Raw genomic sequence first — 22714 nt, 5'->3', positions numbered from 1 at the left:
TCCTCTATTTAATTTTAATTATTCCTTGAGCAGTTTCTTCATGAAATTCACCAAAAAATTTATATTCACCTGGCTCTAGTGGGCCAAACGCCACAATTGTACTGCTATTTGCAGATACAATTTTCTCTCTTTTAAGATCATGACTTTCAAATTCTTCTGCTGTATCATCTTCGTTGATAACTTTTAGCTTTATTCTTTCACCTGCAGGTAGTTCAAGTATTTCAGGAACAAATTTATGCTCTTTAATTCTTATTTCTGCTTCAATAGGTGTTTTAGCATTGCACGCTATAACATCAATTAATAAAATTAATGAAATTACGAAAAAATTTTTAACCATATTTTTACCTCTTATTTCAAATGATAATCATTATCAACTGAAATTGCAAGAGCTAATTATTGGATTTGCTTTACAAATTAATATTTTAAATGGAAATATATAAGGTCAAAAACAAGTATTAAAAGTTTACTAAAAGTTTATTTTTTGTTACGATTATAAATCCCAGTACAATTTATTTAACGAGCTCTTATGAAAAAACATTATGAGGTTAGTAAGTATTCTTTTGATTTTCCAATAAAAACCCCACGAGAAGGAAAAAAGTTTATTAAAATAATTGGTGTAGAGCATAAAGTAGTTTTAAAATCTAGATCATTAATTGATGTAACAGAAAAAGAACTTCCTTATCACATACTTACTCCTTATTTTATTTCTAAAAATATAAAAGCTACGTTGAAAAACCTTGTTATAGATTTTATAAATAAAACTACTAATTCAAATTTGCCCTATAACATCAAAATACCATTATATTTTGAAAATCTAATTGATAAAATTATGGATTCGGAAGAGTTACCAATTGATTTAAGATATATAAAACAATTGAATAGCCCTCGCTTTCAAAATGCAGTTATTGTCGCTACAATTAATATAAATAATGTTGGAATGGAGGATATAGTCGATATTTATAATGTTCTTATTCCAAATAAAATATATGATAATTTAGAAAATGAAGTTAAAAAATATTATTCACGCTTAAAAGAATTTGATGATCATTATAAATGTCAATTTTCTATAGTTCCTAAACAAGGTGAAATCAAAGAACAATATCCTCTTATTCTTTCGCGCTTAGTTAAGCAAATTGCACCTATTGGACTTGCAAAACTTACCTCATACCTATTTCCTAACTTTATCACTTCAAATTTACCTAGAACTATATTTTATGCTGGCTCTTACTTATTGGGTGGAATTTTGAGAATTAAGACTGAAAAATCTTTTGAAGTTAGCGATAAAATCGAAACTATACAAAATTATATTATTGGTGATGTAAGTAATGAGGTAAAGAATACAGGAATTTCCCATCATGTTTCAAATTTCATTAATGAAAACCCTTATCCTCATTTTAGACAAATAATAGACCCTTCTGCTATTAACTGGAAAAACTTAGCCGTAAAATGTGATTTGACGTCTATTAAAAATAGAGATCATCCCCTAAATTTCTGATTACTTGATCTTTTAACTATAGATTTTAAATGAGAAAAATCCTTTTTAACCTTTCTAAATTGAGGTTGCTTAATAATGGCTACGGATTCATTAGCTTTATTTTCTGTTTCTTTGGAAGTAATTCTAGTTTTAGAGTTATTTTTTTTAAATCTGCTTTTACTTAATATAGAAAATCCACTCAAAAATTCTTTAAAGTTTTCAGGTATATTAGTCAAAGATTTTAAATTTTTTCTCAACTTTATTTTGCTTATTTTAATTAATTGAGTACTTATGTTTGTAATAGATTTTGATAAATCATTAAAGGATTTTGCAAGATTTTGTTTTGTATTCTCTGTCGATAACAAATAAACATTCTCATTTTCTAAAGTATTTACTTCTCCTTTTTTGCTCTTAGATTTTTTAAACATAAGACTACCTTACGATATTATTAATATATTAATAATTATAATCTTAATTGATAAGTTTATCAAACTTGGAAAAGGTTTAAATATCAATAGGTAAGGCTTTTATTTATTTTATACAGTTAAAAAAATTCACTTCACTACCAACTTTTAATGCCTTCGTATGATATTTGGTAGGAGTATAATTATGAGGAAGGACATGAGAACGTGCAACTTTAAATTTCCCAAAAATTTCTAATTCATTATGAATCCACTCAGCATATTCTAAGTGATCAGTAGCAATAACCAGCTTCCCACTATCTTTTAATGAATTAAATACTTTAGTTAAAATGTTTTGATTAATGATTCTTCTTTTATGATGCCTAGTTTTTGGCCAAGGGTCAGGAAAAAGAATATAGATCAAATTAAATTTTTCCTTCGCTTCTTCTGTTAGTAAAAGGTTTACATCATCCGGAAAAAGCTTAAGATTTGAGATATTATATTTGGTAATAGTTTTTAAAACCTTTACTACCCCATCAAGGTATGGTTCAGCACCAATAACCATATGATCATTGTATTTATTTGAAAGACCAAGTAAGTGTTCACCGGCCCCAAAACCTATTTCAAGAATTAAATTATTATAATTTTTAAGTTCATTTGCTGAAATTTTGTATTTTTCAATATATTCAGCGTAAAAGCTTTTTGCAGGGTTATTAAATCCCTTGCCCATTCTTCTACTAAATGAGGTTACTTTTCTCAAAGTATTAAGTGCCATTAGATTAATTTAAAAGAATTAATATTTTTATGTATGTATTTATATAATTTTATGAAAAGTCGCAAGTAACTTTTTATAAAAAAATAACCGCTATTCTTTAATTTAGAATAGCGGTTAAATAAAAGTTTAAGCTTTTATAGGTAATAATTCTTTATTTTTTACAAATGATAAATCAAGCCTTGCTGAAGTACCTAAATCTTCTTCAATTCTTAGTAATTCATTATATTTAGCGAGTCTATCACTTCTACATAATGCTCCTGTTTTAATTTGGCCACAATTTGTTGCGACCGCAAGATGTGCTATGCATACATCTTCAGTTTCACCTGAACGGTGTGAAAGAATAGCATTATAACCATTTTTATGAGCTAAATGCACAGTTTCTAGAGTTTCAGTTAAAGTTCCAATTTGATTTGGTTTAATTAAAATTGCATTAGCGAGGTTTGTATTAATTCCATCTTGCAGAATTTTACTATTTGTAACGAATAAATCATCTCCAACTAATTGAACTCTGGTACCGAGGGCCAAAGTTAAACTACGCCATCCATGTTTATCATGCTCTGCCATAGCATCTTCAATCGAAACTATTGGGTAATTATTAATTAAATTCTCATAATATTTTACTAAATCATCAGCATTTAATACGCTTTTGCCAAGTTTATACTGTCCCTCGTTAAAAAATTCAGTTGCAGCTGAATCAAGGGCTAAAGCTACATCCTTACCAGTAGTATATCCAGCTTCTTGAATCGCTTTCATTATGAAATCAAGAGCTTGCTCAGTATGTTCTAAATTAGGAGCAAAACCTCCCTCATCGCCTACGTTTGTATTATAACCACTTTGTTTTAAGAGCGATTTTAATGCCATACTAACTTCTGCACCCATTCTTAAAGCTTCTCTATAGCTTGGCGCACCAATTGGCATAATCATGAATTCTTGAATACTAAGGTCGTTATCGGCATGAACACCACCATTTAATATATTCATCATTGGCATTGGCATAGTTCTTGTCATCTTACCACCAATATATTCGTATAATGCTAAACCTAAACTTTCAGAAGCGGCTTTTGCAACTGCAAGCGATACACCTAAAATTGCATTAGCGCCAAGCCTTGTTTTATGCTCTGTGCCATCAAGTTCTAGCATAATTTGGTCAATGGCAAATTGTTCGGTTGCCTCTACCCCTAAAATAGCTTCACCAATTTGGTCATTAACTGCATGAATTGCTTTTAATACACCTTTACCACCAAAGCGTTTTTTATCTTCATCTCTAAGTTCAAGAGCTTCAAACGTTCCAACTGAAGCACCAGATGGTACTGCTGCTCTTCCTAATGAACCGTCTGCAAGTGTTACATCTACTTCAACTGTCGGATTACCACGACTATCAAGAATTTCTCTAGCAAACACATCTATTATTTCATTCATCCTATCCTCCTAAATTTTGACATCGGAGCCAAATATATTATAAAACTTTAAAACTGCAAAACTTTATATATGTAATTTGAACTAAATTTATACTAAATGTCAAATAATTGAAAAGAAAGTTAACTTAAGATTATCTTTTATTGATTTTTTAATGATTAATTATATAATATATCATAAATTAAAAACACATGGATGCTTTATGTCAAAACTTATAATTACAGAAATTAAAGAACATAATGAAACAATTAAAAAAGAAAATTTCACCCATCAAATTACTCTCCAAACTGAAACTGGACACCCTATTATAGGTAATATTTTATTAAAAAGTACTAAAACTAAAACAAAAGATGATAAAACAATTTCAGAAGGATCGTTTACAGTTTACTTTACCCCCGAATCCCTTAAGCACCTATATTTACAAAACTCTAAAAATAATATAAGCCAGGAAGAAGCATCTAAAATGAATATCTCCTTAACTAAGTTACTTAGTGTAGATATTGAAATGCAAAATTTAAACTCTGATTTACAAAATGAGCTTATTGGAAAAGACATTTATCCTCTAATTGAAACACAATTAAATAATTTATTTGAAAAACTTGATAAAAAACTTGAAAAGCATAGAGAAAAAATAAAGAAAAAAAACATTACTGAAACTCAAACTAACGATGAGAATAATATAAGTAGATTACAATTTAAAGGCATAAGAAAAGATATTGGTGATCATAATACATATTTACTTACATATAATTACAATCTTAATGGTAAATCCAGTACAGTTCAGTTAAAAGCTGCAGTAAGAGGACTTAGTGTACATTTTACAATTGAAACACCAGGTTATTTAGAATTATTGGAAATTTTAGAGCTTAAAGTTCCGAATATTGAAAATATTGTGATTAAAGGTAGGTTTAACAGTCATGTAAGTGAAATACTTAATCAAAAGGCCTTTTTTGTTTTACAATTAAATGAGATTCATAAAGATAAAAAATTTAATAAGCTTAAAGAACCTTTAGAACAAGAACTTAAAGAAATTGATATGTATGAAAAATTACAAGATTTCTTTAATGAAAGAGTTGAGTCGTTTGTTAATTTAGGAAAATCAGAACTCCCTCCTGAAATAAAAACACCTTCTGAAAATAAAGCGTCATCAATTGATGCTACTACCCCAACTCCTTCTTCTCAAGAAAATGACACGTCAGAAATAGAAGAAAGGCCATTAGGTAATAAAAAAACATATTATGATTCTAGGACTGATACATATGTAGAAGAAAATGATACTTTGAAAAAACCTGACTCACCAGAAGTTGAAGACTTAGAAAAGCCTGATTCTGGTATAATGACTCATTTTAACAATGGTGGGGCTAAGAAAACTCATGGATCAGTAGAAGATAATACTTTAAAACCAATATCTTCTGAACCACCTATTAATACTGATAATACCTCTAATGAACCACCGAAGAATGAATTAATTAAAAATATTATCCGTGGTCTTATAATAAGCGCAATTACTCTACTTGCAATTTATACTGGAGCTAAGCTTTTAAGAAATTTCAAAGGTTCAGATATTAAAATTTCTACAGGAAATATAAACGATTCAAGCTGGAACCCTCTTAAAATTTTCAGGGGTTTAGGCAAAAGCACTGAACAATCTGCTACCTTTATAAAAAATAAGATTTGATATTTTTATAAAACCTGATATAAAGATACTAACAATTTAAAATACCTTATAAAAGGTGGGCTTTTGCCCGCCTTTTATTTTGCCTAAACGTAAGGAATAAACATATGATAAATGAAAAGATTTTCAGTATCTTAGATGAGCCTTTAAAGTTTAGAGGTTATGAGATAATTAAAATTAATTATAAAAAAGGCCCAAAGAGAAGTACTTTACAAATTTTTATTGAAAGAATCGATGGCAAAGCAATTACAATCGATGATTGCGAAAAAGCAAGTAAAGCAGCTTCCCTCCTTTTGGATGCCAATGACCCAATAAGTGGTGAATATAATTTAGAAATGAGCTCCCCTGGAATTGATAGACCTTTAACAAGACTTAAAGATTTTCAAAATTATATTGGGTTTGATGCAAAAATAAGCTTAAAATTACCAATAGAAGATAGAAAAAACTTTTCTGGTATTATAGCTAACGTTCAAGATAATAACGTTATTATAAAATCAGCTGACGGACAAAATATTGAATCTGAAATCGATTTTGATAATATTCATTCAGCTAAATTAATTTTAACTGACAGACTTATTGACCATTATAAAAAAACTTATGAAAACGCTTAAAACGGAGTAGCTTTATGTCATCAAATAGTGAAATTCTTCAAATAGCCGAATCTGTTGCAAGGGATAAAGCCATCCCCAAAGATTTAGTAATTGAAGCTTTAGAAAATGCTATTCAAGTAGCTGGTAGAAGAAAATATGGCGCTGAACATAACATTAAGGCTGAAATTGACCGCAGAAGTGGCGAAATAAAAATTTATAAACTTCAAGAAGTTGTAGAAGAAGTTACTGATCCTGCTAAAGAAATTAGCCTAAAAGATGCTTTATATAAAAACCCGGAAGCAAAATTAGGTGAATTTATTTATGATCCCCTCCCTCCTATTGATTTAGGAAGAGTTGCAGCTCAATCAGCTAAACAAGTCATTATTAATAAAGTACGTGATGCTGAGCGTGAGCGTCAGTTCCTTGACTTTAAAGGTAAAGTTGGTGAGATTGTTCACGGCGTTGTTAAAAGAATCGATTATAAAAATATTATTGTTGATTTAGGTGGACGTGCAGAAGCTTTACTTACATCTTCTGAGCTTATTAAAAACGAATTATTTAGACAAAATGATCGTATTAGAGCATATGTTGTTGATGTTAGAAGAGAAAATAAAGGCCCGCAAATTTTCCTTTCTAGAACACATAACCAATTCCTTGTTAAACTTTTTGAGCAAGAAGTACCTGAAATTTACAGTAGAACTATTGAAATTAAAGCAGTTGCTCGTGAACCTGGCTCAAGATCAAAAATTGCTGTTTATACTTCTGATGATTCAATTGATCCAGTAGGTTCATGCGTTGGTATCAGAGGCTCAAGAGTACAGGCAGTTATTAACGAATTAAATGGTGAAAAGATTGATATTATTGAGTGGTCAAGCGAACCTGCAACATTCCTTATTAATGCTCTTGCACCGGCTGAAGTATTAAAAGTAGTAATTGATGAAAATAAACATCGTATTGATGTTGTTGTTCCAAATGAACAATTAAGCTTAGCAATTGGTAGAAAAGGCCAAAATGTTAGACTTGCTTCTCACTTAACAGGTTGGAATATTGAAGTTCTTACAGATGAACAAGAGTCTAAACGTAGACAGGAAGAGTTTAATTCTACTACAAAACTCATTATAGAAGCGCTTGATGTTGATGAAATGATTGCTCAATTACTTGCTACTGAAGGATTTACTAATATCCAAGAAATTGCAGAAGTTGAAATTGAAGATTTAACATCAATTCAAGGATTTGATGAAGGCATTGCAGAAGAACTTATTAATCGTGCTAAACAATATCTCGATCAAGAAAAACTTAATGAAGCTAAAGAATGGCGTAAACTTGGCGTTGCAGCTGAACTTGCAAAAATCGCAGGATTTAATAATAAAATCCTCATAGATCTTGGTAAAAATGATATTAAAACTATGAAAGATTTAGCAGATTTATCTCGTGATGAATTCCTTGAATACAGCCCAGACGCTGCTTTAAGCGATGAGCAAATTGATGAAATCATTATGAGCGCACGTAAAAAAGCTTATAAAGAGAGCTAATTATGTAAGGGTTTTTAAGGTTTTCTCTTAAGAACCCTTTTCATTTTTCTTATATCTTCTTGAATATTATAAATAATATTAACATAATATTAATTTATTAATATTTACCTTGATAACTTTTAGTTGTTAATATATAATTAACCGAAATTTAATTTTGTATATGGTTAATTATATGAATTTTATAGTAAAAATTTCAACGGCATTTCTTTTTTCGATTGCTCTTATACTGTGTTCTAGCTCTCCAAAGTGAAGGAAGTAATAAAAAAGTTATATTGAAACATCCAGGATATTTAGTTGAAGAAATAAATGATAAATACGGTAAATGGTGTATTGTAAAGTCAAACTATATGCATCACCATTCACTTCCTGCTATTAATGTTGTTTATACAAAATCTCCTATTACAGAGAACGTATACTATATTTTGGTTAATACTAACAATTTAGATAAACCAACTTTAATTGATAAAAATGTTGGTGCAGAAATTTCCATATATAAAAATAATACACAATCGGCTGAATACACTCATATTAAGCAAATCGTTACTGAAGGAACTTATCAAATGAATGCACTAGAATTTCTTAAAGGGTTTAAAGATATTAAATTAAACAATGAACAAATTAAACAATTCCAAGATTCAATCGTTTACCAACATGCTGTAGATTTAGTAATCAATAAGCAAACTTTAAAAGAAATTATTGAATCTAAAAAGGCTATTTTGACTATAAATACTAATGAAGGTTTGCAATCTAGAGAATTTAAATCGAAAGATAGAGAAGCTATAAATATTTTTTTAAACCACTGTGGACATTAGCCATTTTTATAATCTGCTTTATTTTTTTTACAATTAAGGCAGATTATCTCAATTTACCCGCTATTTAATTTTATTTTTTGAGTAAACAATAAACCTTGTTTACTCAAAATTATTTAAGTAAATATCATTAATAACATCATTACTATTTACTTGCTATATATAAAGATGTCAGTTATATTAAAATATTAAACTTTTCATTTATATTTAAAATGATTAATCAGGAACAACAAGGCAAATTTCCTAACTTTGACATGGTAAAATATTTTAAAAGGGTAGTTAAAATTGCCTATTATATTTCAACTATACGAATCGAATATTCTAATTCTGGGAATGCTAACTTTTATTTTGATACTGAGTACTGTAATTTAAATAGCTCAATACAGAGATCTTTAGAAAAAGGCCCTAACATATTTCATTCATTAATTCCTAGTGATAATTCATTACTACTAAACTATTATAGTAACGAAATTAATTTTTTTTATACACCACTTGGAAAGTTTCAAATTTCTTCCGGTAAGCTTGATCCTCTTATTATTTCACATTTAATACAAAAATTCGGTTTAAGTAAAACTGATGTTATTCCTCACACTTTTATTTCTATAGGAACAATAAACTTTTCATTTACAAAGGATGTAGAAGGAAAATTGTTTAATGCTCCTTCTAAAAATTTAGATAAAATAACATTAAATTACTATGAATCTGAAAAAATTTGGGAATATATTGATAATAGTATTTTTAATGAATTAGAAGATTATCTACAAAAATTGAGTTATTTGAGATTTGAAGCACTACCTGAGTATGAAAGCTTAGTTCAATTATTTAATACTTTTTATTCAACAGAAGAAGAATTAACTACGCTTAATAAATTTTTACAAACTTTTGCTAATGAATATCAGCATAAAGATTATTATATACATATAATTGCTAAAAGCCAAAAAAAGCTTTCTATTTCGAGTAAAGACATGAAAAATAATAAAGAAAACTCTAGTAATAGTCCAAGAAGGGAAAATGTAGAACCTGGGCGTCAAAGAAGCCACACCGTAGGATCGGAGGCTAGTTTATTTAATAATGATAAAGATTATGATTCAAGTCGCTCGCCCAGTCCTTTAAGAGAAAGGCCTATATCTTCCTCAACACCAAGTAGCCCTAGACAAAAAAAGTCTTATAATAAAAAATTCTCCAATTCAGATGATAAAATTATTAATGCAAAGAGCATGCCGATATTAAATTTAAATAATATTACATCTGAAAATGAATATAAAAAAAGCCCTAAAATTGAAAGCTCACGATTTGATAGCCCTAAAAGCCCCAGATTAATTGCAATTCAATTACCAAAGAAAAAAAATAGTCCTAGAAGTAGTAATACCAATGTAAGTACCCCAACAAGCACTTTAGCTAGTCCTACTAACGCCACATTAAAAGATAACAATGATAGTGTTTCAAGAGAAAGAAGTAACTCATTAACTGAAACAAGTACTAATAATACAAATAGCATTAGAGCAAGTTTTTTTAAAAAACCTACAAAAAGTTTAACTGATATGCTTAAACAACCATCATCTAATTCAGTTGAACCAAAGACTTCAGAAAGTCATAGAAGAAATCGTGATAATCAAATAAATAAAGAAATTAGAGAAAACCAAAAATAATTTTTTATTTATATATATTATAATAAGTAGTTTTATTTATTGCAGTCTACAAAACCTCTAAATTTAGCACCTTCAAAATTAGTTTTTTTCTTATACATATTATTTAATTTTGCGCCTCTTAAATCAGCATCACTAAAATTTGCAGCTTCAGCTTTAGTATTTTTTAGATTAGCACATTTTAAATCTGCTCCTGTAAAATTAGCTCTTTCCAAGTTTGAGCCTTCTAAATTAGCGTTTTTTAAATTAGCATTTGTAAAATTTGTAGCTGTAAGATTAGCATTACTCAAGTTTGCACCTTCTAAAATTGCTTTTTTAAATTTTATTTTAGTAAGATCTCTTCGACTTAAATCAGCTTGTTTTAAATCTAGCACCTCTTCTTCAACTTTGCTTTTTTTAGTTAAAGCATCAATTTTATCTAAACTTTTTTGATTATAAGCTAATACATTTGAGGTTAACATAAGTAGAAAAACATTAGTAAATATGTAGGTTTTCATTACATTCCATTATTAAATTTTTTATTTCCAAATTATACCTCTCCTTACAAAATATAGCAAATACTAATGTGTGACAATTTTATCACGATACCATACAAAAACGTTAAAAGGTAAATATTTTAGTAAAGTTTTAATTTTAAAAGGTTGACATATTAACGTTCTTGTTACAAAGTTAATATTGTAGCTTTTATTAATTTTTATTAATTCTAAAAAGAGGCTTGTTATGGTTACGGCTACTTCAACTGCTAAAAAAACTACTAAGAAAGCGAAGTCTTTCTCTCCAAAAGATAAAGAATTAGTTTTCATGAACGTTACACTTACTGCTGATCATATTAATAAAATTATTAGTATGTGCAAAGGTAAGCATATGGAAAAAATCAGCTTAATTAATTGTGGGATTGATGACAAAACTGCAAAAGTATTAGGTGAAGCATTACATAAAAATCATGAGAAAGTTAAAAATCTTGATTTACGTAATAACAAAATCACTAATAAAGGTGTTAAAACTTTAGTTGCTCTCTTAGGTAAATATAAAACTGTTGAGAAATTAAATGTTGCTAACAACAATACCGATAGAGCGGTTTTTGATATTTTAAAATGGATTGAACAAACAGCTAAAAAAGCTGCTAAAAAAGCTATGAAAAAAGCTGGTAAAAAATCTACAAAAAAATCAAAAGCTAAAAAAGCTGGTAAAAAATCTACTGCTAAAAAAGCTTCTAAAAAAACAACAGTTAAAAAAGCTTCTAAAAAAGTAGCTAAAAAAGCTGGCGTTAAAAAAGCTTCTGCTAAAAAATCAACAGCTAAAAAAACTGTTGCTAAAAAATCTACTGCTAAAAAAACAACAACTAAAAAAGTAGCTAAAAAAACAACTGGTAAAAAATCTACTGGTGTTAAAAAAGCAACTAAAAAAGTTGGTGTTAAAAAAGCAGCTGCTAAAAAAGTTACTGGTGTTAAGAAAGCTAAAAAAGTAGCTAAAAAATCTAAAGCTAAAAAAGCTAAAAAAACCGGTATGAAAAAATCTGCTAACAAAACTACTTCTACAGGTGGTAGCTCATTAGGTGGATCTTTCGGTTCATCAATGAATAGCGGTTCAAGCAGCTTATTCGGTGGTATGAACAAAGCTAGCGGTATGGGTAAATAAGTTTTACTTATACTTTGATTCTCCATAATAATAAAGCCCTGCAAGTAGCGGGGCTTTATTATTTTCTCTTTACAAAATTAAATTAATAGTTAATTTATCTCTTATAATTAACTTTATATTAGGTAAAAATCATGCTTAAAACAGAAAATCAACCACAAAAAGAACCATTACCTGTATTGATTTTCCCTGAAAATCATTTTCACTGTGAACTATTAGAAGGCAATTTAAATAGATTAAGTGAACTTAAAGACTCAGGTTATAACGTTCTTTGCCTTGAATATACACAAAAGGAATTAGAGGATATTATAAATGATAATCCAATGATATCAAATCCACAATGGAAATCTAATATTCAAAAAATTTTAGGTACAGAAAATTTATTAGAAATTGTTAACACATTTCCTAATAATTTCGATACTAGAAATTTAATAGAACAGTTTTTAACATTTAAAAAAAATTTATTAAAATTAGCAATAGTTAGAAGAGCTAAAGAGCTAGGATTTGAAATTAAAACTATTGATCATGCTTTGACTAAAAATTACCAGATAGAAAAAGAGCTTTATGAAGCATTTGATGAAAAAGAAATTAAAAAAGAGAATGTAATTCGTTATCTATTTTCAGCACGTCTTAGTTATGAGCGTGAAGCACAGATGAGTTCAGAAATTTGTAAGCTTTATGGTGAAAATAATAACATAGTATTTATGGGTTTAGGAATAGGACATATGGGAATGATATCGGCAAATTTATCATCTGCTAACGTTCCGCATTTAAATATATTAATTCATAGTGAAAGTGATAAAAAATTATATAGATTCGCTTCTAACAACTATATACCATCGACTGACAAACATTATGAAAACAAAGGATTTGTTATAACTAAAGACCCAATATCAAATCAAAATTTATCATTTGTTTCATTATCTCTTGAAGATAAAATAAACATAAACCATTTAATACTTAAGCTTGTTAGAGATTATTGTATATATAAAAATAAATCAGAAAGCCAAAAATACTCTTTTTATATTGCTTCTAAAGGTAACAAAGAGCATTCAGTTAGCGTTGAACCACTTGATCCTACAAAACCATTATTTGGGCTTGAAAATATTCCTAATGCAGCTAAACCAGAAGGTTTTTCTTTAAAGGCAGCCCCTTCTCTTCAATCTATTCTTTCAAGAATTGAAGAATGCGCTGAAAAAAATGAACCTAAGAAAAAGAATATAAACCTGTATATTTAATACCACTTCTAATTTACTAGGTATTTTTATAATACCTAGTAAATTAGCCATTTTAAAAAATGAAACTTAGGTAAAATTATGCTAAAAACAGAAAATCAACCAAAGAAAGAACAATTGCCATTACTAATTTTTCCTGAAAACCACAATTATTTAAATTTAGCTATTTACCAAATTGAAAACTTAAAGCATTTTAAAGATTTGGGATATGATACTATCTGCTTTGAATTTGAAGAAGCACCTAAAAACATTAATTTAAATATTGATGATACATTTAATTTATTAAAAAACACCCCTCCTTCCAAATTAGCTAATTTACCAAATTTCGACATTAATAACCCTGAAGATTTAAAAAAACTTAGAAAACAATATGAAACACAATCTCATTTGTTGAAATACATTTTAATAACTAAAGCTAAAGATTTAAGTTTTAAAATAGAATTTATTGATACTGCAGTTTGGGATACAGGAGACACTAAACAACTTACACGCAATTTTCAATTTGAATATAAATTATTTCATGAAACTGATGACTTAAGAAAAAGCTTATATGATCCAAACGGCCATTTAATGGCAGTTAGTCATTTAGTAAATAAAGAGCGTGAAAGAAAAATGGCAGAAAATCTTCAAAAGCTACAAAATGAAAAACGTAATATATTATTTTTTGGTTTAGGTACAGGACATCTAGCTTCACTTTCTGAAGAACTTGAAGAATTAAATATTTCACATTTCAATATTTTATTTGAAGATATTAAAAATGAAAAAACTATGGAAGTTTTCGGAAGCAAACCTTTAGCACATAATTTATACAAGCATAAAGGTTTTGTAACAGCTGAAATCTTGTTACCTCGTCCAATTAAAGTTACATATGTAAGTTTAAGTTTAGAAGAAAATATAAGTTATAATACTTTAAATTCTTTCATAACAACTTTAATTAAAAATAATAAAATAACTTTAGCAATGAAGATTTTAGAAATCTCATTTTATAGAGCCTTTGAACAAAACAAGGAATTACAAGCTTTCATGCAATCTGTTAATTTTGATAGTGATCTTTTAGGCTTGGAGAACCCTATTGTGCGGGTTGAAAAACCAAAAGAAAATATATCTCAAAAGTCTACTATGGAGCTTTTTAAAGAATATATGGAAAGTATGGAAAGCGCTTTAAAAAATGAACAAGACGAACAAAAAGAAGAAACTTCGGTAGATTTACCTATGAATATTAATGAAGCAGATAATCGACAAGGTGATTGGAGAAAGAAGTTTGAAGCTACAGAAGAAAAATTACGTCAGTTACAAATATAAACATTAGTTTATTTAAAAATTATTTACTTAAGTTGGAACGAAAAACTTTCAACTTAAGTAATTGTTTTCTATATAAATAAAGGAATCCAGATAGTCTATAAGCCGGGTTCTGTCTTAGCGCAAGCGCTAATGATCACTATTTATCTAGGATGATAGTTACCTATCACCTCAAGCGACCTACCCGAATAGCATAAAAAGAGAAAGCAACTCTTAGTTTTATAAGTTAATATAAAACTCGCTATTCCTATTTGGTCTTGCTCCCAGTGGGGTTTACCCTGCCTATCATGTTACCATAATAGCGGTGCGCTCTTACCGCACCTTTTCACCCTTACCGACGTATTTGTAATACGCAGGCGGTATATTCTCTGTGGCACTTTCCCTGAGGTTACCCTCGCCGGGCGTTACCCGGCACTGTGCTTTCTAGGAGCCCGGACTTTCCTCCCGTATAATATAACTTATACCGGCAATGATCCGACTATCTGGAATTGGGGATCATTCTATAGGCTTTAAATTTAAAATCAACGGTTAATTTAAACATAATAAAACCCCATAATTTTAATTTACTGTTTATTAAGAAAAAAAGATTTTTACAAAGGTTAATTTATTAATTTTTTTGATAATTAGTTAAAATTATGTTAGTATTTAATTTGCTATATAAAATTAATTAAATAGGGTGATATAATGGCCAAAGCTAATAATAATGGTTTTACCAATAATATACCTTCTAGAAAATTGAATACTACTAATCAAAATAAAGATAGTAATTTTAATAATGAACATGAAGCAATTCTTATTAAATTTTTTCAAGCTATTACAAAACATAAATATGAGGAAGCAGAGAGAATAATTAAACTCATGCCTAATATTAATGCTAAAAATAGCCATGGATACACCCCCTTACTACTCGCAATCGATGAAAGTAATACTCTAAATATTGTAACAAAGTTATTAGAAAGCGGTGCAGATCCTGATATTTCTGATAAAAAAGGATCAACTGCGTTACATTTTGCTGTATGGGCAAATAAAATAAAAAAAATAGAAAACTTACTTAGTTTTAACGCTAATCCGAATATTGCTAATAGTAGTAACTTAACCCCTATTCATGGCGCAATAGAATATGGCTCTAAAGCTTTAAAATTGTTACTTTCAAAAGGGGCTAATCCGAATGTACCTAAAGGACCAAATGTATTAGCTTTAGCTATTCAAAAAAACAACCTTGAAGCTTTAAAACTCTTAATTAGCAATGGTGCTTTTCCACAAAAAGATATGTTAGGAGAATTAAGTTTTAGATGGTATACATTAGTACCTTTTAAAAACAGAGAAATATATTACTTATTTTTAGCTTATAAAATTTATATATATGATTTCACGTTGGAAGAATTTACTGCGGAATTAAACAAACATAATAATATAAAATTTAGCATAGAATTAAATAATTTTTTGCTTAATGGAAAAAGTGTAAAAGATTTATATGAAACTCTTCAGAGATTTCAATTTGAAGAAAAATATAAAGATATTTTTTCATTAGATCTTAAAAATATTTGGCGAGCGGTTGATAATTTAGAGAACATTCAATTAAAAGAATTAGCGAAAAATAATATTTTAAAAATATTAAATCTAATGAAAAAAGAAATTGAAAACGGAAATGCTAATGCTGCCGAATACGCTGTTAATAAAATTACCAATTCTTTAATGGTAATTAATGCTATCTGCAGAAATCCAAATTTAGTTAGTTATATAGAAGAAAAAAATATTTCTTTACCTCCTGAAATAGTTTCTTTGATAGCTTCAAAACTTGGCAATATTAATTATGAAACTGCCGATAGAATATTAAAAGAGAATAAAGAATCTTTTAGAAAAAAAATTGAAGAGATAAATCCTTCAATAAATAGGGAAAAGGAGTAATTACTTAATTACTCCTTTATAACTTTTAAGCAAAATTATAAATTTCACATCCTATAATTAATATTCCTATAAGGAAAAATAATGTTTTTAAAAAAGAATTATTAACAATAGGAAAAAATACTTTACCATTATTCCTTTCATTAGATTTTCTTAATACCCAAAGTGGCAAAATTATTTTCAATATAACTACTACCATTCCTGCAAAAGCTAATATATTTATAAAAGCTTTTGGGATTACAGCCGCGACGAAAAAAGGAGGCGCAAAAGCTGTAATTACAGAAAATATATGTTTTTTTAGCGGAGCTTCTTTAAATTTATCTTTTAAAAGATCCTTTATCAGATCAATCAAACCTAATCCAACTCCAAAAATTGAAGTTACAATTGCTAGAATTGATATTAGCCAGCAAAAATTTCTTACATAATTAAAACCTGTACTTTGAGTAAGAATTTGAATTAATCGTCCTACCTCAACTTGCCCATTCACAACTTCATTATAAGCTTCAGGTGAAGTATTATGAATTGTAATTATTACGCTAAGTGTCCATATAATATAAACAATTAACGCAATTAAACTTCCATAAAAACAAGCATTTTTTAGTATTTTAGGGTTTTTATCGCAATAATCAGTAAGAGTATGACATATAACGTGAAATGCAAAAGAGGTAAACATAACCGGAATTGCGATTGTCCATGAACTGACATCATTCACTTGTGCTTCGATCAAAGGTACATTACTTATATCAACCCTTAAAACAAGGCCTACTATTAAAGTAATAAAAGCAACCATAAGGCTTACAAATAAAAACCTGTTAGTTAATTCTACAAACTTTGTATAAAATAACATTATAGAAAATATTATAACTCCAAATACGTTAAGAATATTTATAGAATTTATTTCATTCCCTAAAATCGCTTCACAAAATATTTTAATTATTGAGGTACCACCATATAAATAAGCAGACAATAAAGAATATGTAAGTAACATAGTGCATATTGTTCCCACAACATAGCTGCTTTGACTGCCAAATTCTTTACCTAATGCTCCCAAGGGTAAACCTTTTCCTGCTCTTAAGTTAAGCTCAAGGTATATTAGTGAGCAATAATGCATAGTAAGCCAAATGGTTATTGCAAGTATAATTAATGGTAAAACCCCTAATTTTGATAGGGTTAAAGGTAAAGCTAGAACACCTGCGCCTATAGCTGTACCTGCAACTAAAAATGCAGGACCTATGGTTCTTTTCATTTAAGTCTCCTTAAAATTATTATTAACGTTATAAATATATTATGAGAAAGGTATAGACAACGGATTTATGCGCAATTATGCGCATAATAATAAAAATGGTGTAAAAAGGTTAATTTTGAATTTCTAAACATAATATTTGGCATTTATTTTATGCAGGAATTTTATTTAAATAATCGTTAAAGTCAATTAATTTTTAAAATTGAATTTGACAATTTAATTAATATTTGTTAATGTAAACGACATGAATAGTATTACATTACAATTTTTTTCATTTTTCTTTAATTTTGTGCCCTCTACAGGTGCACAACAATAAATCTTTCCCTTTTTACAATTTAATATTGCCTTTAAGTTACAGAGTTAAAAACTTGCTTTGAGAACTCTAGGGCATTATTCTACTTATCAAATTATTAGTTAAGGAAAAACAATGACAAAAATTTTAGGCCCATCTTTCTTAGTTGCAGGTACAGCTATAGGCGCAGGTGTACTAGCCTTACCAATGACTTTAGCAAAACTCGGATTATTACCTTCAATAGTTTTAATGGTAATAATTTGGCTAATTATGCATTATTCATCTCTTGTAAACCTTGAGCTTAACTTAAGAGCAGGAAAAGGTTTACCCTTGGGAGCATTGGGCAAACATTTTAGTGGTAGAGGTGGCGAAGTTATAGGATCGACCACACTCTTATTATTAACTTATTCTTTAATGTCAGCTTATTTATATGGCGGCACCTCAATAACTAAGGATCTAATCCAACATTTCTTCAATATTAAAACTAATTTCATCAATGTATTAATTATATTAACTTCATTTGTTAGTTTCACTCTTGCGCTTTACACAAAATGGGTAGAAAGAATAAACCGTATTTTATTTATAAGCCTTATTACATTATTTATTATAATAATAATTAACATGCTACTTAATACAAATATTTCAACACTGCCTTTATTTGAAAGCGAAGCTATCGAATTAAATTCATGGAGCCTTTGCATTCCTGTAGTATTTACTTCTTTTGGTTTCCAGGTAATATTCCATACTCTTACTAATTACTGTAATAAAGATCATACAGTACTTAAAAAGGTCTTCTTTTACGGTAGTTTACTTACATTAATTGTATATATATTGTGGAGCGTTACCATAATGAGTGCAATATATAACTCGGCCCCAGAATTTTACACTCAAATAAAAAAGGGTAACGTTGAAGTTGGGCAATTAATAAAAGTTATGAGTAATATTACCCATTGGAAACAATTAAAAATAGTATGTTGGATAATTTCAATACTTGCAATTATAACTTCAATTTTTGGAGTGGGATTAGGTTTAATAGACAAATGGAAAAATCAGCTAAAATTAAATATTAAGAGTGATTTTAAAATTCATTTATTATCTCTTATGCTAACAATAATTCCACCGTTTATTATTGCCGCAATTATCCCTAAAGCATTTATAAATGCTTTAGCATTTGCAGGAATGATTCTTGCTATTATTGCCATTCTTTTACCTATTTATTTACTTAAAAAATCAAATGCACAAGGAAATGTTAAAACTTTTTATCCTTTAGTTAAAAATAAAAAAGCAAAAGAACTTTCTATTGTATTTGGTATTTTAGTAATAACATTTGAAGTAATGAATTTATTTGGAAAATAAAGATATAAAGAGGGTAGTTAAATCACTATCCTCTTTCATATCTCTCTAGCTCTCTCTAGCTCTCTCTTCACTTTTATTCATTACTTTTAGATCGCGCTTTTCTTCTATATAAAATATAAATTCATTATGCCCTTTTCTTACACGCCAATTTCTTTTATTTAATATTTCCTGTGTTATCTGCTCCTGTTCTTTTATAACTTTATCAATAAAATATTCTTCATAAATTCTAACTCCCTTACGCTCTAAAATTTTTGATAAGGGATAGACTAAACAAAATGCTCCCATCTTGAAGCCATCAATAAAACCTGCTACTGCAAAATTACTTACGCTTTTTGACAAGTATTTAAACCTTCCACCTGTAATTTTACTTTCCTTCATTTGAACTGCAGTTTCTGGCGTTGCTAGCGAAAGTATACCAGCTAATGCTGCATGACCTGTTCCCAATACAGTTCCTATGCCAACATTTACTGCCATACAAAATTTAAATAAATTTTTTGAAAATAGTAATCTGGTTTTCATAATTCTCCCCATATGTATAATTACAAAAAGAATACTAGGATTTTAAAAACTCATAAAAAAGTTATTTGTAAGTATTATTATACTGTTTTACTTTTTTAAGAGCTAAATGATAATTTTATATTTATAATTATATTTGTACTATTTATTAATAGATGTTTTTATATTATACTGATGAGATCAGTATAGAATTATTTAGTGAGTTAGTAATTTACTAAACTAACTCACTAAATAATTCTATACTGCTTTATTTTTACTTTCTTTTTGTTGTTTATAGTTACGCCATATTCTATTATATTCCTCGCTTTTTTTCTCATATTCCTTTTTATCTAAATATTCTAAGCAAGAAAATTTTTGTATATTAGTTTCAAAAGCTTTATTGGCAAAATAAGATATGGGTAAAGTTATTGCTAAAGTTCCAGAGGTAAAACCATCAAGAAATGCAGCTGAAGAATAAATAGAAGTTTTAGCAATTACATTAGAAACTTTTTTAGCAAATGAATTGCTTTTGTTATCTTTTTCTGCAAGAGCAGTATCTAACGCATATATTGCTCCAAAACCTATTCCTTGTGTAATAGCAAAAGATCCACCGAAAATTATATTAGCTTTAAAAAAAAATTTAGCAGCTGCTTTCATTTTAAATTTCCCTAATTAAATTTATGACCTAATTTATCAGATTTTACTTTAAAATATTCACTATTCTTATTAAAATCTTCTGCAACATGTGATACAGTTTCTGATACTTTTATCCCGAAATCAGTAAGTGCATTTGCTTTTTTAGGATTATTAGTAAGTAAGCGTACATTATCGATGCCAAGAAGCTTTAACATATTTGCAGCAGGCCAAAGTATACGTGCATCATCAGGAAAACCTAATATAATATTTGCATCAACGATATCATACCCTTGTTCTTGTAAATTATAAGTGCGTAATTTATTCACAAGACCTATTCCTCTTCCTTCTTGATTTAAATACATAATTATACCACCACCTTCATCAACCATTTTTTTGATTGCACTGTGAAATTGGTCATTACAATCACATGTAATTGAACTAAGTAAATCACCAGTGTAGCAAGAAGAATGCAACCTAACTAGTGGAGTATTTGTTGCTTTAGGATCTCCAATTAATAGAGCATAATGTTCTTTATTATTAAAACTACTTCTAAAAGCAACTAACTCAATTGGCATATCTGTAAACTTAAGTTTAAGTTTAGCTCTTGATACTTCACGATAATAATTTTTTAATTGTTCTTGATTGTGAATAAAATTTAAATCATTTGCAGAATTTAAATCAGATGTAATTAAACTTTCAAACAATAATATTGAAGGATGCAATTCGCTGAAAATGCAAGTCTTCAGCACTTCTTTTACCATCGAAATATTTAATTCATTTAAATTATATTTTTCTAAAGAAACTTTTTCTAATGATAAACCACTAATATCTACTATCTCTTCAAAACTTATTTTTTCAATTGAAATTATTTGTTCTTTACTATATTTATTATCAAGATAATTTGCTCTTTCTTTTGAAATGACTAAAAATTTTGGTTTAAACAAATGAGCAAGAATTTCAAATTCAACTTTAGTAATAGATTCTAGTGCAATTGCAGTATAAAAATTTTTATTATGCGTAAGTAAAATTGGAATACCTGATCTAAGATCATTTACTATTTGCTCGAACTTAATTATTTTTTGAAATTCTGAGTAAGTTATCATTTTTTTAAAACCATAAATTGAAATTTTATTTATTTTTATACAAATTATTATTTACTTGGAAGTTTTTTTTTGCTTTATTATTCTTTTCAACAAAAATATTTTAACATCATATGATTATTAGTAGGACACCTTATAGGATATCTTTTTTTGGCGGCGGTACAGATTACGAAGGGTGGTTTAAAGATAATGGTGGCCAAGTTCTCTCTACTACAATTAATCATTATTGTTATTTAACATATAGATTACTTCCACCTTTTTTTGATTATCACTCACGTGTGTTATGGTCAAAAATTGAGGAAGTACAACACAACAATGAAATAATACATCCTGTTGTAAATGCAGTATTAAAATTATTAAATATTGAAACTGGCGTTGAAGTTCATCACCAAGGTGATTTACCTGGAAGATCAGGTTTAGGAACCAGTTCAACATTTACTGTAGGAATGTTAAATGCTGCATATAATTTATCAGATCATACACCTAGTAAAAAACAACTTGCTAAAGAAGCAATATATGTTGAAAGAAATTTTTTAAAAGAAGATGGTGGAATTCAAGATCAAATAGCAGCTGCTTATGGCGGATTTAATCATATTAAAATTGATACAAAAGGTGATTTTGAAGTTATTCCAGTTGCAGCATCGGAAAAGCGTTTTGCAGACTTACAAAGTCATTTAATGTTATTTTTTACTGGACTTGTACGTAATTCTTTTGAAATCGCTAAAGAAAAAAGTGCAAGTGTAAAAGACAAATATCATGAACTTACTGCAATGTCAGAAATGGTTGATGAAGCAGTTAACATACTAAACTCATCAAGTGATTTAAAAGATTTCGGAAAATTACTTCATGAAAGTTGGTTAATGAAAAAGAAATTATCAAATAAAGTATCTACAGATTTTATTGACAGCATTTATGAAAAGGCAATAGAAAACGGCGCTATTGGTGGAAAAGTTTTAGGCGCCGGTGGCGGTGGTTTTATTTTATTTTTTGTCCCTCCGGAAAATCATCAAAGAATTCTTGATGCTTTAAAAGATTTGTTATATATTCCATTTAATTTTGAAGATACAGGTGCTTCAATTATTTTTGAATATAATAATATGTATACAAGAACTTCGCTCACTAAAAGAAATTATATTCATTTAAAAGAATTTCAACAAAATAACGCTATAAACGAATTGATAGTTAACGCAGGGTAAGTTT

General features: G+C 28.3%; 21 protein-coding genes and 1 other RNA gene. 12 read left to right on the top strand and 10 right to left on the bottom strand.

Translation table 11 applies throughout. The annotated features are described in order from the left end of the window. Positions 1-4: 4 nt before the first annotated feature. Entirely contained in the window at positions 5-337 is a 333-nt protein-coding gene (locus tag J0H68_01245) for a cupredoxin domain-containing protein (GenBank protein ID MBN8827314.1), read from the bottom strand. Between the two features lie 189 nt (positions 338-526). Between J0H68_01245 and J0H68_01240 the strand changes: the two genes are divergently transcribed. After that, positions 527-1495, top strand: coding sequence for a hypothetical protein (locus J0H68_01240; GenBank protein MBN8827313.1), 969 nt, complete (start codon positions 527-529; stop codon positions 1493-1495). Here J0H68_01240 and J0H68_01235 read toward each other — a convergent pair. The 3 genes from J0H68_01235 to eno all read right to left on the bottom strand — a co-directional run bounded on the left by J0H68_01235 (position 1477) and on the right by eno (position 4069). Then, positions 1477-1902 (bottom strand): hypothetical protein, encoded by a 426-nt coding sequence (locus tag J0H68_01235; GenBank protein ID MBN8827312.1) that lies wholly within the window; start codon positions 1900-1902, stop codon positions 1477-1479. The genes J0H68_01240 and J0H68_01235 overlap by 19 nt on opposite strands. Positions 1903-2005: 103 nt before the next feature. Beyond that, positions 2006-2650, bottom strand: a complete 645-nt coding sequence (gene trmB / locus J0H68_01230; GenBank protein ID MBN8827311.1) for a tRNA (guanosine(46)-N7)-methyltransferase TrmB — start codon at positions 2648-2650, stop codon at positions 2006-2008. A gap of 126 nt (positions 2651-2776) precedes the next feature. After that, entirely contained in the window at positions 2777-4069 is a 1293-nt protein-coding gene (gene eno, locus J0H68_01225; GenBank protein MBN8827310.1) for a phosphopyruvate hydratase, read from the bottom strand. A gap of 199 nt (positions 4070-4268) precedes the next feature. Here eno and J0H68_01220 point away from each other — a divergent pair, with 199 nt between their 5' ends. From J0H68_01220 to J0H68_01200, 5 genes are all read left to right on the top strand, one after another. Beyond that, the gene (locus tag J0H68_01220; protein ID MBN8827309.1) at positions 4269-5744 is read left to right on the top strand and encodes a hypothetical protein; all 1476 of its coding nucleotides are present in this window, start codon (positions 4269-4271) and stop codon (positions 5742-5744) included. Positions 5745-5848: 104 nt separating this feature from the next. After that, on the top strand, positions 5849-6352 hold the full coding sequence (locus tag J0H68_01215; GenBank protein MBN8827308.1) for a ribosome maturation factor RimP: 504 nt from the start codon (positions 5849-5851) through the stop codon (positions 6350-6352). A gap of 14 nt (positions 6353-6366) precedes the next feature. After that, positions 6367-7863: a transcription termination/antitermination protein NusA gene (nusA, locus tag J0H68_01210; GenBank protein MBN8827307.1), complete on the top strand. Its 1497-nt coding sequence runs from the start codon at positions 6367-6369 to the stop codon at positions 7861-7863. Positions 7864-8078: 215 nt separating this feature from the next. Further along, complete coding sequence (locus J0H68_01205; GenBank protein MBN8827306.1) at positions 8079-8675, top strand: hypothetical protein; 597 nt, start codon at positions 8079-8081, stop codon at positions 8673-8675. Between the two features lie 209 nt (positions 8676-8884). Next, positions 8885-10321, top strand: coding sequence for a hypothetical protein (locus tag J0H68_01200; GenBank protein MBN8827305.1), 1437 nt, complete (start codon positions 8885-8887; stop codon positions 10319-10321). A gap of 32 nt (positions 10322-10353) precedes the next feature. Here J0H68_01200 and J0H68_01195 read toward each other — a convergent pair whose 3' ends face one another. Then, positions 10354-10815, bottom strand: coding sequence for a pentapeptide repeat-containing protein (locus tag J0H68_01195; GenBank protein ID MBN8827304.1), 462 nt, complete (start codon positions 10813-10815; stop codon positions 10354-10356). 223 nt (positions 10816-11038) lie between these two features. On the opposite strand from J0H68_01195, the gene J0H68_01190 reads away from it, so the two are divergent. From J0H68_01190 to J0H68_01180, 3 genes are all read left to right on the top strand, one after another. Further along, positions 11039-11956: a hypothetical protein gene (locus J0H68_01190; protein ID MBN8827303.1), complete on the top strand. Its 918-nt coding sequence runs from the start codon at positions 11039-11041 to the stop codon at positions 11954-11956. Positions 11957-12087: 131 nt separating this feature from the next. Further along, positions 12088-13191 (top strand): hypothetical protein, encoded by a 1104-nt coding sequence (locus J0H68_01185; GenBank protein MBN8827302.1) that lies wholly within the window; start codon positions 12088-12090, stop codon positions 13189-13191. A 78-nt stretch (positions 13192-13269) separates the two neighbouring features. Further along, on the top strand, positions 13270-14490 hold the full coding sequence (locus J0H68_01180; protein ID MBN8827301.1) for a hypothetical protein: 1221 nt from the start codon (positions 13270-13272) through the stop codon (positions 14488-14490). Between the two features lie 82 nt (positions 14491-14572). On the opposite strand, the gene rnpB is transcribed toward J0H68_01180, so the two are convergent. Then, positions 14573-14973, bottom strand: an RNA gene (gene rnpB, locus J0H68_01175) — RNase P RNA component class A. Positions 14974-15171: 198 nt separating this feature from the next. On the opposite strand from rnpB, the gene J0H68_01170 reads away from it, so the two are divergent. Continuing rightward, positions 15172-16395 carry an ankyrin repeat domain-containing protein gene (locus J0H68_01170; protein MBN8827300.1) on the top strand — a complete coding sequence of 408 codons (1224 nt, stop codon included), beginning with the start codon at positions 15172-15174 and terminating at the stop codon, positions 16393-16395. Between the two features lie 25 nt (positions 16396-16420). Here the strand turns inward: J0H68_01170 and J0H68_01165 are convergent, their stop codons facing one another. Then, complete coding sequence (locus J0H68_01165) at positions 16421-17638, bottom strand: amino acid permease (protein ID MBN8827299.1); 1218 nt, start codon at positions 17636-17638, stop codon at positions 16421-16423. A gap of 424 nt (positions 17639-18062) precedes the next feature. Between J0H68_01165 and J0H68_01160 the strand changes: the two genes are divergently transcribed. Next, the gene (locus tag J0H68_01160; protein ID MBN8827298.1) at positions 18063-19283 is read left to right on the top strand and encodes an amino acid permease; all 1221 of its coding nucleotides are present in this window, start codon (positions 18063-18065) and stop codon (positions 19281-19283) included. 45 nt (positions 19284-19328) lie between these two features. On the opposite strand, the gene J0H68_01155 is transcribed toward J0H68_01160, so the two are convergent. From J0H68_01155 to J0H68_01145, 3 genes are all read right to left on the bottom strand, one after another. After that, positions 19329-19802: a hypothetical protein gene (locus J0H68_01155; protein MBN8827297.1), complete on the bottom strand. Its 474-nt coding sequence runs from the start codon at positions 19800-19802 to the stop codon at positions 19329-19331. A 234-nt stretch (positions 19803-20036) separates the two neighbouring features. Beyond that, positions 20037-20435, bottom strand: a complete 399-nt coding sequence (locus J0H68_01150) for a hypothetical protein (protein MBN8827296.1) — start codon at positions 20433-20435, stop codon at positions 20037-20039. A gap of 11 nt (positions 20436-20446) precedes the next feature. Continuing rightward, positions 20447-21517 carry a GTP cyclohydrolase II gene (locus tag J0H68_01145; GenBank protein MBN8827295.1) on the bottom strand — a complete coding sequence of 357 codons (1071 nt, stop codon included), beginning with the start codon at positions 21515-21517 and terminating at the stop codon, positions 20447-20449. Between the two features lie 110 nt (positions 21518-21627). Here J0H68_01145 and J0H68_01140 point away from each other — a divergent pair, with 110 nt between their 5' ends. Beyond that, positions 21628-22710: a kinase gene (locus J0H68_01140; GenBank protein MBN8827294.1), complete on the top strand. Its 1083-nt coding sequence runs from the start codon at positions 21628-21630 to the stop codon at positions 22708-22710. The last annotated feature ends 4 nt before the right edge of the window (positions 22711-22714 follow it).

Source organism: Sphingobacteriia bacterium, from assembly GCA_017304685.1.
Classification (GTDB): domain Bacteria; phylum Pseudomonadota; class Alphaproteobacteria; order Rickettsiales; family 33-17; genus JAFKLR01.
This window is presented reverse-complemented; position numbering and strand designations above follow the sequence as displayed.

Coding starts and splice junctions, on each gene's coding strand:
- J0H68_01245 (MBN8827314.1), bottom strand. CDS start 337: ATGGTTAAAAATTTTTTCGTAATTTCATTAATTTTATTAATTGATGTT.
- J0H68_01240 (MBN8827313.1), top strand. CDS start 527: ATGAAAAAACATTATGAGGTTAGTAAGTATTCTTTTGATTTTCCAATA.
- J0H68_01235 (MBN8827312.1), bottom strand. CDS start 1,902: ATGTTTAAAAAATCTAAGAGCAAAAAAGGAGAAGTAAATACTTTAGAA.
- trmB (MBN8827311.1), bottom strand. CDS start 2,650: ATGGCACTTAATACTTTGAGAAAAGTAACCTCATTTAGTAGAAGAATG.
- eno (MBN8827310.1), bottom strand. CDS start 4,069: ATGAATGAAATAATAGATGTGTTTGCTAGAGAAATTCTTGATAGTCGT.
- J0H68_01220 (MBN8827309.1), top strand. CDS start 4,269: ATGTCAAAACTTATAATTACAGAAATTAAAGAACATAATGAAACAATT.
- J0H68_01215 (MBN8827308.1), top strand. CDS start 5,849: ATGATAAATGAAAAGATTTTCAGTATCTTAGATGAGCCTTTAAAGTTT.
- nusA (MBN8827307.1), top strand. CDS start 6,367: ATGTCATCAAATAGTGAAATTCTTCAAATAGCCGAATCTGTTGCAAGG.
- J0H68_01200 (MBN8827305.1), top strand. CDS start 8,885: ATGATTAATCAGGAACAACAAGGCAAATTTCCTAACTTTGACATGGTA.
- J0H68_01195 (MBN8827304.1), bottom strand. CDS start 10,815: ATGAAAACCTACATATTTACTAATGTTTTTCTACTTATGTTAACCTCA.
- J0H68_01190 (MBN8827303.1), top strand. CDS start 11,039: ATGGTTACGGCTACTTCAACTGCTAAAAAAACTACTAAGAAAGCGAAG.
- J0H68_01185 (MBN8827302.1), top strand. CDS start 12,088: ATGCTTAAAACAGAAAATCAACCACAAAAAGAACCATTACCTGTATTG.
- J0H68_01180 (MBN8827301.1), top strand. CDS start 13,270: ATGCTAAAAACAGAAAATCAACCAAAGAAAGAACAATTGCCATTACTA.
- J0H68_01170 (MBN8827300.1), top strand. CDS start 15,172: ATGGCCAAAGCTAATAATAATGGTTTTACCAATAATATACCTTCTAGA.
- J0H68_01165 (MBN8827299.1), bottom strand. CDS start 17,638: ATGAAAAGAACCATAGGTCCTGCATTTTTAGTTGCAGGTACAGCTATA.
- J0H68_01160 (MBN8827298.1), top strand. CDS start 18,063: ATGACAAAAATTTTAGGCCCATCTTTCTTAGTTGCAGGTACAGCTATA.
- J0H68_01155 (MBN8827297.1), bottom strand. CDS start 19,802: ATGAAAACCAGATTACTATTTTCAAAAAATTTATTTAAATTTTGTATG.
- J0H68_01150 (MBN8827296.1), bottom strand. CDS start 20,435: ATGAAAGCAGCTGCTAAATTTTTTTTTAAAGCTAATATAATTTTCGGT.
- J0H68_01145 (MBN8827295.1), bottom strand. CDS start 21,517: ATGATAACTTACTCAGAATTTCAAAAAATAATTAAGTTCGAGCAAATA.
- J0H68_01140 (MBN8827294.1), top strand. CDS start 21,628: ATGATTATTAGTAGGACACCTTATAGGATATCTTTTTTTGGCGGCGGT.